This window comes from Lentzea sp. JNUCC 0626 (genome assembly GCF_043632865.1).
In the GTDB taxonomy this organism is placed as follows: domain Bacteria; phylum Actinomycetota; class Actinomycetes; order Mycobacteriales; family Pseudonocardiaceae; genus Lentzea.
Map to the genome: position 1 here is coordinate 7,633,337 of NZ_CP171635.1, position 12,098 is coordinate 7,645,434.

General features: G+C 67.9%; 15 protein-coding genes. 5 read left to right on the forward strand and 10 right to left on the reverse strand.

Features of this window, described 5'->3' with window-relative positions:
* Positions 1-73: 73 nt before the first annotated feature.
* The 10 genes from JNUCC0626_RS35235 to JNUCC0626_RS35280 form a co-directional block, all read right to left on the reverse strand.
* Entirely contained in the window at positions 74-952 is an 879-nt protein-coding gene (locus tag JNUCC0626_RS35235; protein WP_394615047.1) for a biotin-dependent carboxyltransferase family protein, read from the reverse strand.
* Entirely contained in the window at positions 949-1,536 is a 588-nt protein-coding gene (pxpB, locus tag JNUCC0626_RS35240) for a 5-oxoprolinase subunit PxpB (RefSeq protein WP_394615048.1), read from the reverse strand. Before pxpB ends, JNUCC0626_RS35235 begins: the two co-directional genes overlap by 4 nt.
* 311 nt (positions 1,537-1,847) lie before the next feature.
* Complete coding sequence (locus JNUCC0626_RS35245) at positions 1,848-2,459, reverse strand: FABP family protein (protein ID WP_394615049.1); 612 nt, start codon at positions 2,457-2,459, stop codon at positions 1,848-1,850.
* Between the two features lie 690 nt (positions 2,460-3,149).
* Positions 3,150-3,449: a DUF1416 domain-containing protein gene (locus JNUCC0626_RS35250; RefSeq protein WP_394615050.1), complete on the reverse strand. Its 300-nt coding sequence runs from the start codon at positions 3,447-3,449 to the stop codon at positions 3,150-3,152.
* A 5-nt stretch (positions 3,450-3,454) separates the two neighbouring features.
* Positions 3,455-4,300, reverse strand: coding sequence for a sulfurtransferase (locus JNUCC0626_RS35255; protein WP_382441562.1), 846 nt, complete (start codon positions 4,298-4,300; stop codon positions 3,455-3,457).
* Positions 4,301-4,331: 31 nt separating this feature from the next.
* Positions 4,332-4,769, reverse strand: a complete 438-nt coding sequence (locus tag JNUCC0626_RS35260) for a DUF4395 domain-containing protein (protein ID WP_394615051.1) — start codon at positions 4,767-4,769, stop codon at positions 4,332-4,334.
* Positions 4,770-4,841: 72 nt separating this feature from the next.
* Positions 4,842-4,919, reverse strand: coding sequence for a putative leader peptide (locus tag JNUCC0626_RS35265; RefSeq protein WP_352235731.1), 78 nt, complete (start codon positions 4,917-4,919; stop codon positions 4,842-4,844).
* A gap of 79 nt (positions 4,920-4,998) precedes the next feature.
* Positions 4,999-5,415, reverse strand: coding sequence for a thioredoxin family protein (locus tag JNUCC0626_RS35270; RefSeq protein WP_394615052.1), 417 nt, complete (start codon positions 5,413-5,415; stop codon positions 4,999-5,001).
* A complete protein-coding gene (locus JNUCC0626_RS35275; RefSeq protein ID WP_394615053.1) occupies positions 5,412-6,230 on the reverse strand; it encodes an LmeA family phospholipid-binding protein in 819 nt (272 codons plus the stop codon). Before JNUCC0626_RS35275 ends, JNUCC0626_RS35270 begins: the two co-directional genes overlap by 4 nt.
* The gene (locus JNUCC0626_RS35280; protein WP_394615054.1) at positions 6,227-6,883 is read right to left on the reverse strand and encodes an alpha/beta hydrolase family protein; all 657 of its coding nucleotides are present in this window, start codon (positions 6,881-6,883) and stop codon (positions 6,227-6,229) included. The genes JNUCC0626_RS35275 and JNUCC0626_RS35280 overlap by 4 nt, the downstream gene beginning before the upstream one ends.
* 241 nt (positions 6,884-7,124) lie before the next feature.
* On the opposite strand from JNUCC0626_RS35280, the gene JNUCC0626_RS35285 reads away from it, so the two are divergent.
* The 5 genes from JNUCC0626_RS35285 to pstA all read left to right on the forward strand — a co-directional run bounded on the left by JNUCC0626_RS35285 (position 7,125) and on the right by pstA (position 12,091).
* Entirely contained in the window at positions 7,125-7,883 is a 759-nt protein-coding gene (locus JNUCC0626_RS35285) for a winged helix-turn-helix domain-containing protein (protein WP_394615055.1), read from the forward strand.
* 10 nt (positions 7,884-7,893) lie between these two features.
* Positions 7,894-8,769, forward strand: a complete 876-nt coding sequence (gene mshD, locus JNUCC0626_RS35290) for a mycothiol synthase (RefSeq protein ID WP_394615056.1) — start codon at positions 7,894-7,896, stop codon at positions 8,767-8,769.
* 198 nt (positions 8,770-8,967) lie between these two features.
* Complete coding sequence (pstS, locus tag JNUCC0626_RS35295) at positions 8,968-10,080, forward strand: phosphate ABC transporter substrate-binding protein PstS (RefSeq protein ID WP_394615057.1); 1,113 nt, start codon at positions 8,968-8,970, stop codon at positions 10,078-10,080.
* Between the two features lie 35 nt (positions 10,081-10,115).
* Entirely contained in the window at positions 10,116-11,180 is a 1,065-nt protein-coding gene (gene pstC / locus JNUCC0626_RS35300; protein WP_394615058.1) for a phosphate ABC transporter permease subunit PstC, read from the forward strand.
* Positions 11,177-12,091 carry a phosphate ABC transporter permease PstA gene (gene pstA, locus JNUCC0626_RS35305; protein ID WP_394615059.1) on the forward strand — a complete coding sequence of 305 codons (915 nt, stop codon included), beginning with the start codon at positions 11,177-11,179 and terminating at the stop codon, positions 12,089-12,091. Before pstC ends, pstA begins: the two co-directional genes overlap by 4 nt.
* The last annotated feature ends 7 nt before the right edge of the window (positions 12,092-12,098 follow it).

The following is a 12,098-nucleotide window of genomic DNA, read 5'->3' on the forward strand; positions in this document are numbered from 1 at the left end:
TTGGTAGAGATTCCGCGGCGGCCTGGACGTTACGGTATTTGGTCTGGACCACTGTCGTCAATGGGTCTGGTGGTCACTCGACGGGCTTGAACCGGATGGTCGTCCCGGGCCGCGCCTGCCCGAGAAAGCCCAGGTGGTCGTGGTCGACGACACCGATGACGGGGTAGCCGCCCGTCGTCGGATGATCGTTCAGGAACACCACGGGCTGCCCGTCCGGCGGCACCTGCACCGCGCCGGTGATCATCCCTTCGCTGGGAATCTCCCCGTCACGACGATTCAGCTTGGTGCCGTTGAGCCTCGCGCCGACCCGGTTGCTGCGGTCCGACACCGTCCACACGCCTTGCCGCAGCTGGGTTTCGGCGTCCTCGAACCAGTCGTCCCTCGGCCCGAGCCTGATCGGGATGACCAACGTTTGCAGTGCTCGGGTCGGTGGCACGACATCGGCGTGATTGGGCTCTTCGGGCGTCCCAAGTTGTAGGACGTCGTTGTCCTGCAACGGGTCTGGACCGATTCCGCTGAGCAGGTCGGTGGACCTGCTGCCCAGTTCTGCCTCCGTCTCGATGCCGCCGGAGATGGCGACGTACGTGCGCAGCCCGGTGCTCGGCGTGCCGATGTGGATCGTCTGGCCGGGGTCGAGTTGCAGAGGCTGGTGCGAGTCCTTGAGCCTGCCGTCGATGTGCACTTCTGTGCTCGGTCCGGTGACCGCGATCGTGCAGGGTGCGTCGGCCCTGAGTTCCGCGCCGCCCAGGAGGAGTTCCAGTCCGGCGGCGCCTTCCTCGTTGCCGACTAGGCGGTTGGCGAGCTTGAGGCTTTGTTGGTCCAGAGCGCCGGACGGTGGCACGCCGAGGTGGGCGTGGCCCGGCCTGCCGAGGTCTTGGACGAGGGCCTGGGGGCCGGTCTTGAGGATGGTGATGGTTCGGGTGGTCGTGCTCTCGCTCGTGCTCTTGCTCATGCGATCACGAACCTGACCTGGTCGCCTGGCTGCATGAGGGCCGGGGTTTCGGCTTTGGCGTCGAACAGCGTGATCTCGGTGCGGCCGATGAGCCGCCAGCCGCCCGGTGTCGACCTCGGGTAGGCCGCGGTGAACTCGCCGGCGATGCCTACGGCGCCCTGCGGCACCTTGGTCCTCGGTGAGTCGAGCCTCGGTTGCTGGAGGGGGTGCGGGAGGCCGGTGAGGTAGGCGAAGCCCGGGGCGAAGCCGCAGAACGCGACCTCGTAGGTGGCGGCGGTGTGCTGCTTGACGACGTCGTCCGGGGTGGTGCCGGCGGTCTCGGCCACCAGGTCGAGGTCGGGGCCGTCGTAGATGACCGGGATGGTGATCTCGCGCGGGGTGGTGTGCGGGACGTTCTTGAGGTCGACGGTTTTCAGGATGGTTCTGACCTCGTTCAGCGCGCCCTTGACCAGGACTGTTCGTGCGGCCGGGACCAGTTCCTCGATGCCGTCCAGGTGTTGGAGGGCCGCGCGGACGGCCGCCACCTCGCTCAGGGAGTCGACCTCGACGAGGAGGGCGTCGGTTCCGCAGCGCCGCAGAAGCATGCACCCATGCTACGGGGAATCGTGGGATTGTTGAACAATCCGACACGCGGATTGTTCAACAATCTGGCTATCCGGCCGCTGAGGGTCGGCGTCGGTAGCGGCATCAGGGCGCGGCAGGCCTCGTCTCGCCGCTCGTGGCCCCGGCAGCCCCGTAGCCCCGGCGGTCCCGTAGCCCGGCAGTCCCGCAATCAGCCCTCATGGCGCGGGTGCGGCGTGTCTTGTCGCTCCGCCTCGCTGTGCTGGAGCCCGTCCCGCCGCAGCTCAGATCGTTCAACGATCCGTTTGTCGGATCGTTGAACGATCTGAGAGAACTAGCCGACGATGCGCTTGAGGTGTGCCGAAGCGTGCGGCTGCATGTCCTGGCCGACCATGGCGCGTTCTTCCACGTAGGCGAGGTCGCCGTTCACCACGCCGTACAGGCGCTTCGCGGCCTTGACCTCCTTGGCCGTGGCCGAGCGGATGACGGCATCCGTCTCGAACTCCCACGACGTCTGCGTGCGCACGTTGCCGTAGTACAGCTCCACGACGCCCGTGTTGTGCGTCAGCAGCAGTTCGATCGAGTCGTCCGGCTGCGGCCGCCAGAAGCCCTGCTCGCGGGCGGCCGGGCGGATGACCTCGCCTGCCTCGTTGAGCAGCCAGGACCGTGCCTCGTAGACGAGGAACGGTCGGCCGTCGTGGGCGAACGTGATCTGCTGGCCGAAGCGGAACGGGCCCTCGATCGTCGGGTAGACGATCTCGCCCTCGCCTCGCCAGACACCCACCAGGGGGAGGACGCCCAGCAGCGCGTCGTTCAGGTCCGCGCCCTCTCTCAGGTTCGCCGTGTCGCCCGGGATGGGCATGTCGGCGAACTGCGGGAGGTTGCGTTCCCTCGTGGCGGCTGCGCGTTCCTCGGCCAGGCGGATGGCCTCGTCGCCGCTGCTCATCGCTGGTCGGAGTAGAGGCGGTAGACGACGTAGCCGGCGAACCACATAACGGCGACCGTCACTAGCACCAGGAGTCCGGTGAAGATGTGTTCCACGGGGAGAGGATATCTCGGGTGGGTTGACGTGCAGGGTTGTGGTGGTGGACGACACCGGGTGACGGGGCGGAACGGGGGCGCGCGGGTTTCGTAGGCCGTCCCCCTGTTGCGTTGGCGGCTGGCGGTTTGTGAGTCCGTAGGTGGGCGGGTTGCGGGCGTTCTGTTGCGTTTTCGTGCGCGGGGCTCCGCCCCGGACCCCGCCAATCTGATCAAAAGCCGGGGCCAGCGCCGTTCGCGGGTTGATGGCACGCCTGTTTGTGTTGGGCGGCTTGCGGTTTCGTAGTTTGGTTGCGTTGGTGGGGTGGCTTCGTCACGAGTCGAGCCAAGAGCGGGCCACATGCAGGTAGGGGTGTCAACTCGACGAAAAGCGTGTCGAGTTGACACCCCTACCTGCATGCAGCAAGAGCTATGGCACGACTCGTGACGAAGCCACCCCACCCGGAGCGCATGGGAAAGACGGCTCGCCTTCGGCATCGCAGTGCCGTCTGGCCTGCCCGATGCTTGCGCTCGGTCGGGCTCGCCTTCGGCTTCGCCCCGGCATGCGGAAGGCCCCAGCGGTGTGTCACCGCCGGGGCCTTCGCCATACCAACCAGGTCTAGGCGACCGCGATCTCCACCGCGTGCACGCCGGGACCGGAGGCCGACACGTCGGCCTGGCCGTTGCCCGTGCGGTGCAGCGCGCGGACCGTCCAGCTGCCCGGCGCGGCGAAGAAGCGGAAGTCGCCCTCCGGCGAGGTCACGACCTCGGCGGTGAACTCGCCGGTGGAGTCCAGCAGGCGCACGAACGCGCCACCCACGGGGGTGCCGGAGGACAGGACCTTGCCTTCCAGCACGGTTTCTGTCGTGGAGGCCTCGATCGTGCCGCCCTGTGCGGGGGCGCCGCAGCCGTTGGTCATGATGATCAGGCCTCCTTGCCGGAACCGAGTTCGATCGGCACGCCGATCAGCGAGCCGTACTCCGTCCAAGAACCGTCGTAGTTCTTGACGTCTTCGTGGCCGAGCAGCTCGCGCAGGGCGAACCAGGTGTGCGAGGAGCGCTCGCCGATGCGGCAGTAGGCGATGGTCTTGCGGCTGCCGTCGAAGCCCGCCTCGGCGTAGAGGGCGCGCAGTTCGTCGTCCGACTTGAAGGTGCCGTCCTCGTTGGCCGCCTTGGACCACGGGACGTTCACCGCGGACGGGATGTGGCCGCCTCGCTGCGCCTGCTCCTGCGGGAGGTGGGCCGGGGCCAGCAGCTTGCCGGAGAACTCGTCGGGGGAGCGGACGTCGACGAGGTTCTTGTTGCCGATGGCGTCCACGACCTCGTCGCGGAACGCGCGGATCGAGAGGTCCTGCTCCTGGGCGGAGTAGGAGGTCGCGGAACGGACGACCTCTTCCTTGTCCAGCGGGCGGCCGTCGAGCTCCCACTTCTTGCGGCCGCCGTCGAGGAGCTTGACGTTGGTGTGGCCGTAGAGCTTGAAGTACCAGTACGCGTAGGCCGCGAACCAGTTGTTGTTGCCGCCGTAGAGGATGACGGTGTCGTCGTTGGAGATGCCCTTGGCCGAGAGCAGCTTCTCGAAGCCCTCGCGGTCGATGAAGTCGCGGCGGACCGGGTCCTGGAGTTCGGTCTTCCAGTCGATGCGCACGGCGCCCGGGATGTGGCCGCCTTCGTACGCGGTGGTGTCCTCGTCGACCTCCGCGAACACGACGCCGGGCGCCTGGAGGTTCTCCTCGGACCAGGCGGCCGAGACCAGCACGTTCTCACGGCTCATGGGAAGTTGCTCCTGTTAGTAGTGCGTGTCGTCATTGCGGTCGAGCGAGGGCAGGCACGTACCTGCGCAGCACGAGGTACATCTCGCACCCGAGGCACAGGCCCAGCGCGGCGTTCAGAAGCGCTGCCACCAGTGCGAAACCGGTTGCCACCATGCCGAGCGTGGTGAGGCCCGTGGCGTAACCGAGGGTGCCGATCAGAGCGAAGACGAAGCCGACGCCTTGCGCGAACCGCAGCGGGGCGGCTTCCTCGCGTTCGGTGGTCGGGGTCAGGCGGGGCTGGATCGCGTAGCGGTAGACGTGACCCCACGGGTTCAACTTCAACGAGATGAACGCGCACATCGCGAAGAGCACCGTCTGGGCGGCGAGGAGACGCCACCAGCCGGTGAGCAACACGGTCGCGAGGATGACGGTGGTCATCCAGGCGGAGAAGCGCGGTCCGCGCGGGTCTACAGGGGAGTCTTTGGACACGACGACCTCCGGGCAAGCGGACGAGTGGAAATCAGTCCGGCAGAGGTAGCTGTTGGGCGTCAAGCAGCCCAATCAGCTCGTCGTGCGACACAGGCTGCTGCGCACGCGGCACAGATCAACCGCGCGTCGCTTCGTGAGCAGCATGGTCATGGCAGCGAGGGTAGCCCTCAATCCCTCGGTGCGGGAGGTATGTCCATCTGGTGGAACAACGCAGGTCTACCCGATCGGATTAGGGCAAATGCGGGCGCAGCGCGTCGAGCAACGTGTCCCGTTTCGGCACGCCGCCGACTCGCAACACCTCGGTGCCGTCGGCCGTCAGGGCCAGCGTCGTGGGGGTGCGCATGACGCCGAGCGACGCGGCCACGTCCGGGAGGTTCGTGACGTCGAGTTCGGCGTGGGTCAGGCCGTCGGTGCGGTCGGCGAGGTCGCGCAAGATCACCTTCGCGTGGCGGCACGGCGCGCAGAACGTCGTGGAGAGCTGCACCAGCGTCACCCCCGGCGTGACCAGCAGGTCGCGCACGGGAGCGGGCAGGTCGGGAACAGCGGAAGCCTTCGAAGAAGAGATGCGGCCCTCGCGGACCTTGAGCAGCACACCGATCGCACCGGCCACGGCCAGCGCGCCCAGCAGCGCCCACACACCTGTCATCGTTGGACCAACGGTACATCCGCGATCTGGCCGGACAGCTTGAACGAACCGCTCTCCACCTCGACGGCCGTGGGCACGGCACCGAACGGCAACGTGCCCGGGTCGATCTTGATCGCGAGGGCCTGGCGCAGCTGCGGGATGATCTGCTTCAACGACGCGTCGTTCAGCTCGATGTCGTCGATGTTGATCTGGATGGCACCGCTGACCAGCGCGATCTGCCCGTACGCGGTGAGCGACACGACCTTGCCGGCCACGTTCGTCTCGCCGGAGAGCTTGATCGCGGCCGTGGTCTTGGGGGCCGCGGGGTCGGTCTGGGTGGGCGTGGCGACGCGGTTGTCCGGCTCGATCGAGAGCTTGTCGAACGGCGTCACCTGGTTCGCGAGCCGGTTCAGGTCCAGCGCCTTGATCCGCACGCTGCCCTTCACGGTGTCGATCGTCGCCTTGGAGACGTTGCCCGCCAGCAGGTCCGCGAGTTCCACGCGGGTGTGCAACAGGTCGGCCTCGACGTCCAGGTCGCGCAGGTCGACGCCCTGCTGCTCGTCCTTGACGGGCACGCCGGACGCGCGGATCTCGACGTGCTGGTAGTCGCCGCGCAACGCCTGCAGTGCGAACGGGAACCCGTTGATGCGCACCGAAGGGTCCTCGTTGAGCTGGAGCTTCTCCCGCATCCGCTGGGCGATCTGGTACTCGCCCGCCGCGGCGAGCGCGAAGTCGGCCGCCACCAGCAGCACGGCGAGCACGATCAGCGTGACGATGAGGAACTTCCCGCGCCGGGACTTCTTCTTTCGCGGCCGTGCAGGGGTCTGGGCAGTCATTCCTCGTCCTCGACGTTAACGGCGATCCATGCCGCCATCCGGTCTACCAGGTCAGGAGTCGCGGCCGATTCGGCGTGCCGCATGCCGGGTTCGATCCACAACTCGGCATGTCCGGAAGACGCGCGGTGCAGCGACGTGGCGTGGTCCACGGAGAAATAGTGGTCCAGGTCACCGTGCACGATCAGCAGTGGGGTCGGTGTGATGCGCCCGACCACCTCCAGCGGACTCTCCGGCGGCTGTACCCAGCTGTCGCCGAGCCGAACCCCCATCGCCCGCGCGGCGAGCTTGCCGTGGGGTTGTTCGAGCAGCCAGTGCACCCGCCGCATGGGAGCGGTCTCGCGCGACCACCAGCGGGCCGGGCCGCTCACCGACACGACCGCGTCGGGCCTCGTCTCCCCCAGCGCCGCGTGCCGCAGCACGATCGACGCGCCCATCGAGAACCCGACGGTGGCGATCTTGGAGTAACCGAGCGAACGGGCCAGGCGGACGCCCGCCTCGATGTCGTGGACCTCGTCGGCACCGACCGTGGAGCGCCCGCCGGACCGTCCGTGGCCGCGGAAGTCCAACGCGACGACGCCGGCGTTGCGAGCCAGTCGGGCCAGAACCCGGGCCACGTACGGGCGCCGCACGTTGTTCGTGAACCCGTGCCCCACAACGAAAGCGAGGTCGCTTTCACTCTTGTAGTGGACGCCCTGCAGCGACACCCCGTCGTGTGACGTCGATGTAACAGGGATGACGCCTGTGGAAACAAATGTGAGCACGGCTTCTTGACCTGGGACTTTCTCGACCGGCACCGGTAGTCTCTCCGTCATCCGCAGGCAACGGGGCCCGGTCACCGTACGCCGCTGGTCTGGTCGAGGGTGACCGACCACGGCCGATTTGGAGGGCGCCGCGATGAGCATCGACGTGCTTCTGCTGACGACAGACCCGGACCCGGAGGCCGTGCTTCCCGCGCTGGCTCTGCTGCCGCACGCGGTTCGCCCGCTGCGTCCCGAGGTCTCCGCGCTCCTCGAAGCCGGACCCCACGACATCGTGTTGATCGACGCCCGCACCGACCTCGTCGGCGCGCGCTCGCTGTGCCGCCTGCTCGACTCGTCCGGCGTGGACGTGCCCGTCGTGGCCGTCGTCACCGAGGGTGGTCTGGTCGCGGTCAACTCCGACTGGTCGGTCGACGAGATCCTGCTGCCGAACTCCGGCCCCGCCGAGGTCGACGCGCGGCTGCGGCTGGTCCGCTCGCGTCGCGGCACGGCCGTGCCCGGTGGTGACGGCGCGATCCAGCTCGGCGACCTGGTCATCGACGAGGCCACCTACACCGCGCGGCTCAAGGGCCGTCCGCTCGACCTCACCTACAAGGAGTTCGAGCTGCTCAAGTACCTCGCGCAGCACGCGGGCCGGGTCTTCACCCGCGCGCAGCTGCTGCAGGAGGTCTGGGGCTACGACTTCTTCGGCGGCACCCGCACGGTCGACGTCCACGTGCGACGGCTGCGCGCGAAGCTCGGCCCCGAGCACGAGGCGCTCATCGGCACGGTCCGCAACGTGGGCTACAAGTTCGTCCGCCCGCCGCGTCCCGGTTCGTCGCGTCGTCCCGAGGTCAGCGAGGTGGAGATCGACGACTCCGCCCGTGTTCTGGATGAGCGTTTGATCGCGCGGTAGGTTCGCCTGTGTGGCGCAACTGAGCTGGTTCGAGGAGCTGACGGCCGAGCAGGCCGCCGAGGTGACGGGGCTGTTGCAGGCCGCCGAGAGCACTGACGGCGTGCCGCCGGTCGGCGAGGCCGTGCGACTGCGGATGCGTCCCGGCGCTACCGGCAGCCGGCACCTGCTCGCGCACCTGAACGGCGAACTCGCCGGGTACGCGCACGTCGACCTGATCGGCGACTCGGCGGGCAACAAGGTCGCCGAACTGGCCGTGCACCCGAAGCACCGCCATCAGGGCGTGGGCGCGGCGCTGGTCAACGCGCTGCCGCAGGAGACGCTGCGGATCTGGGCGCACGGCGGTCACCCCGACGCCGAGAAGCTCGCGCAGAAGCTGGGCTTCCGCAAGGTGCGCGAACTGCTGCGGATGCGGTTGCGCGTCGAGAACGACCTGCCGGAGCCCACCCTGCCCGAGGGCATCACCATTCGCCCGTTCGTGCCGGGTCAGGACGAGGCCGCGGTCGTCTACGTGAACCACCGCGCGTTCGACTGGCACCCCGAGCAGGGCGCGATGTCGGTCGAGGACGTCCAGGCCAAGGAGGAAGAGGACTGGTTCGACGCCGGGGGCTTCCTGCTCGCGGTCGACGCCGACGACCGGCTGGCGGGCTTCCACTGGACCAAGGTGCACACGCCGCAGCTCGGCGAGGTCTACGTGGTGGGCGTCGACCCGGACCGCCAGGGCGGTGGCCTCGGCAAGGCGCTGACGCTGGCGGGTCTGCGGCACCTGCGGGAACAGGGCGTCAAGGAAGTGATGCTCTACGTCGAGTCGGACAACACGGCCGCTGTGCGCGTGTACACGAAGCTCGGCTTCACCCTTTGGGATGCCGACGTCCAGTACGCCCGGTAGTCAACGGACCGTCACAAAACGCATACGCCCAGGTCACGCAGTCACTCATTCGGCCGTGTGACCCGTCACTTCCCGTCCTGTGTTCACCTCTCGTTCACCTTGTCTAGGTGGGTTGTCCACTCTGGCTACCTACCTTCCGTAGCGAGCGGCGACGCCCGTCGCGACTCGCTATTGCTTCCCGCAAGGTGGAGGACCAAGGTGAAGATCCAGCGGCACGGTGCCGTGCTCGGCCTCGTCGCGGCCAGCGCGCTGCTGCTCGGTGCATGTGGCAGTGACAACAACGCTCCGGCGGGTGGTGACAACGCCGCGTCGAACGCTGCCGCGGCGCCCGTCGAGTGCGGTGGCAAGACCAACCTCAACGCCGAGGGTTCCTCCGCGCAGAAGAACGCGGTCGACGCGTTCGTGCAGGCCTACCAGGCCGCCTGCCCCGGTGTGAACGTGGCGTACAACCCGTCCGGCTCCGGCGCGGGCGTGAAGAACTTCAACGCCGGTCAGGTCGACTTCGGTGGCTCCGACTCCGCGCTCAAGGAGGGCGCCGAGACCACGGACGCCGCCAAGCGCTGCAAGGAGAACCCGGCCTGGAACCTGCCGCTGGTCTTCGGCCCCGTCGCCGTCGGCTACAAGGTCTCCGGTGTGGACAGCCTCGTGCTGGACGCCAAGACCACCGCCGCGATCTTCTCCGGTGCGGTCAAGAAGTGGAACGACCCGGCCATCAAGGCGCTGAACGGCTCCGCGACCCTGCCGGACAAGGACATCGCGGTCATCTACCGCTCAGACGAGTCGGGCACCACCGACAACTTCCAGAAGTACCTCAAGGTCGCCGGTGGCTGGACCAAGGGTGACGGCAAGCAGTTCAAGGGCGGTGTCGGCGAGGGCAAGGAGAAGTCCGCCGGTGTCGCGCAGGCCGTCGGCTCCATCGACGGTGCGATCACCTACGTCGAGTGGTCCTTCGCGCAGGACAACAAGCTCTCGATCGCCAAGATCGACGCCGGTGCCGGCGCCGTCGAGCTGACCGCCGAGTCGGCCGGCAAGGCCATCGACGAGGCCAAGGTCAAGGGCCAGGGCAACGACCTCGTGCTCGACCTCGACTCGATCTACGGCACCAAGGCCGCCGGTGCGTACCCGCTGCTGCTCGCGACCTACGAGATCGTGTGCTCGAAGGGCTACGACGCCGACACCGCGAAGGCCGTCAAGGCGTTCCTCACGGTTGCCGCGACCACGGGTCAGTCCCAGCTCGCCGAGGCCGGCTACGTGCCGCTGCCCAAGGCGTTCCAGGACAAGATCCTGACCGCCGTGAAGGCGATCGCCTGAGGTTGATGCGAGACTTCGGCTGACACACAGACGCGATGAAAGATCCCGTCGTGGCCAAGCGCCCCGCCGGTTCCGGTGACACCGGGACCGAGCGGGGCGTCGCGGCTGCTCCCCACGCCTCGGAGGCTCCGATTCCCCCGACACCGGAAGCTTCAGCTACCACCAAGGCACCTCACGTCCGCCCTGGCGACCGCATCTTCCGCGGCCTCGCGACGGGATCCGGTGTCTTCATCGTCGTCCTCATCGGCGCGATCGGCCTGTTCCTGATCCTGCAGGCGATCCCGTCGCTCGGGCTGGACAACGTCAACTTCCTGACCAGCCGCGAGTGGAACACCACCGACCCCACCAACCTGCGGTTCGGCATCCTCGACCTGACGCTCGTCACGGTCGTCGTCGCACTGCTCGCCCTGCTGATCGCCATGCCGATCGCGCTGGGCATCGCGTTGTTCCTCACGCAGTACGCGCCGCGCAACCTCGCCCGGCCGTTCGCGTACGTGGTCGACCTGCTCGCCGCGGTCCCCTCGATCGTCTTCGGTCTGTGGGGCCTCTTCGTGCTCGGTCCGGTGCTCTTCCCGTTCTCCGAGTGGCTGATCGAGAACCTCGGCTGGTTCCCGCTGTTCGCCAAGGGCAACGTGAACGTCCAGCTGGGCGGCACCATCTTCACCGCGGGCATCGTCGTCGCGGTGATGATCCTGCCGATCATCACGGCCGTCAGCCGCGAGGTCTTCGAGCGCACGCCCACGATGCACATCGAGGGTGCGATCGCGCTCGGCGCGACCAAGTGGGAGGTCGTCCGCACGACCGTCCTGCCGTTCGGCAAGGCCGGTTACGTCAGTGCCTCGATGCTCGGCCTCGGCCGCGCGCTGGGTGAGACCATCGCCGTCGCGATCATCCTGAGCACCGCCACCAGCGCGTTCGGCTGGTCGCTGTTCGACGGTGGGTCGACGTTCGCCTCGAAGATCGCCCTGGCCGCACCCGAGTTCAACGACCCGCGCTCGGCAGGTGCCTACATCGCCGCCGGTCTGGTGCTGTTCGTGCTGACCTTCGTCGTGAACGCCATCGCGCGCTCGATCGTCGCCGGCCACAAGGAGTACGAGTGAGCACCAATCTCGCGGACCCCCAGCGCCTCGCGACGCCGCCGACGTTCCAGAAGGTCAGCACCTCGCGCCAGATCAAGAACGGTCTCGCCACCGCACTCGTGTGGGGCGCGTTCCTGATCGCGATCATCCCGCTGGTGTGGGTGCTCTACACCGTCATCCAGCGCGGCTTCCCGGTCATCCTCGACGGTGACTGGTGGCAGAAGTCGATGTCCGGTCTGCTGGCCCGCCAGCAGGGCGGCGGCGCGTACCACGCGATCTACGGAACGCTGGTCCAGGGCCTCGTCTGCGCCGTGATCTCGGTGCCGATCGGCATCATGATCGCCATCTACCTCGTCGAGTACGGCGGCCGCTCGAAGCTGGCGAAGTCCACGACGTTCATGGTCGACATCCTCACCGGTGTCCCGTCGATCGTCGCGGCGCTGTTCGTCTACACCGTGTGGATCACGTACTTCGGTCTCGGCCGCAGTGCGCTCGCCGTGTCGCTCGCCCTGGTGCTGCTGATGGTGCCGGTCATCGTGCGCACGACCGAGGAGATGCTCAAGATCGTCCCGGACGAGCTGCGCGAGGCCTCGTACGCGCTGGGCATCCCCAAGTGGAAGACGATCGTCAAGATCGTCATCCCGACCGCGCTCTCCGGCATCCTGACCGGCATCATGCTGGCCCTCGCCCGCGTCATGGGCGAGACCGCACCGGTGCTGGTGCTCGCCGCGTACGCGCCGTTCATCAACTACAACCTCTTCGACGGCCCGATGGCCTCACTGCCGTTGATGATGGTGAACGAGCGCAACAACCCGACGCAGGCGGGTTTCGAGCGCATCTGGGGCGCGGCGATCACCCTCGTCGTCCTCATCACCCTGTTCAACCTCCTGGCGACCGTGATCTCGCGGGCGCTGGCGCCGAAGACGAAGTGAGCGGGCG

Bases quoted from the DNA above. Each gene is read 5' to 3' on its own strand.
- JNUCC0626_RS35235 (WP_394615047.1), bottom strand. From the start codon at position 952: ATGAGCAAGAGCACGAGCGAGAGCACGACCACCCGAACCATCACCATC.
- pxpB (WP_394615048.1), bottom strand. From the start codon at position 1,536: ATGCTTCTGCGGCGCTGCGGAACCGACGCCCTCCTCGTCGAGGTCGAC.
- JNUCC0626_RS35245 (WP_394615049.1), bottom strand. From the start codon at position 2,459: ATGAGCAGCGGCGACGAGGCCATCCGCCTGGCCGAGGAACGCGCAGCC.
- JNUCC0626_RS35250 (WP_394615050.1), bottom strand. From the start codon at position 3,449: ATGACCAACGGCTGCGGCGCCCCCGCACAGGGCGGCACGATCGAGGCC.
- JNUCC0626_RS35255 (WP_382441562.1), bottom strand. From the start codon at position 4,300: ATGAGCCGTGAGAACGTGCTGGTCTCGGCCGCCTGGTCCGAGGAGAAC.
- JNUCC0626_RS35265 (WP_352235731.1), bottom strand. From the start codon at position 4,919: ATGACCATGCTGCTCACGAAGCGACGCGCGGTTGATCTGTGCCGCGTG.
- JNUCC0626_RS35270 (WP_394615052.1), bottom strand. From the start codon at position 5,415: ATGACAGGTGTGTGGGCGCTGCTGGGCGCGCTGGCCGTGGCCGGTGCG.
- JNUCC0626_RS35275 (WP_394615053.1), bottom strand. From the start codon at position 6,230: ATGACTGCCCAGACCCCTGCACGGCCGCGAAAGAAGAAGTCCCGGCGC.
- JNUCC0626_RS35285 (WP_394615055.1), top strand. From the start codon at position 7,125: ATGAGCATCGACGTGCTTCTGCTGACGACAGACCCGGACCCGGAGGCC.
- pstC (WP_394615058.1), top strand. From the start codon at position 10,116: ATGAAAGATCCCGTCGTGGCCAAGCGCCCCGCCGGTTCCGGTGACACC.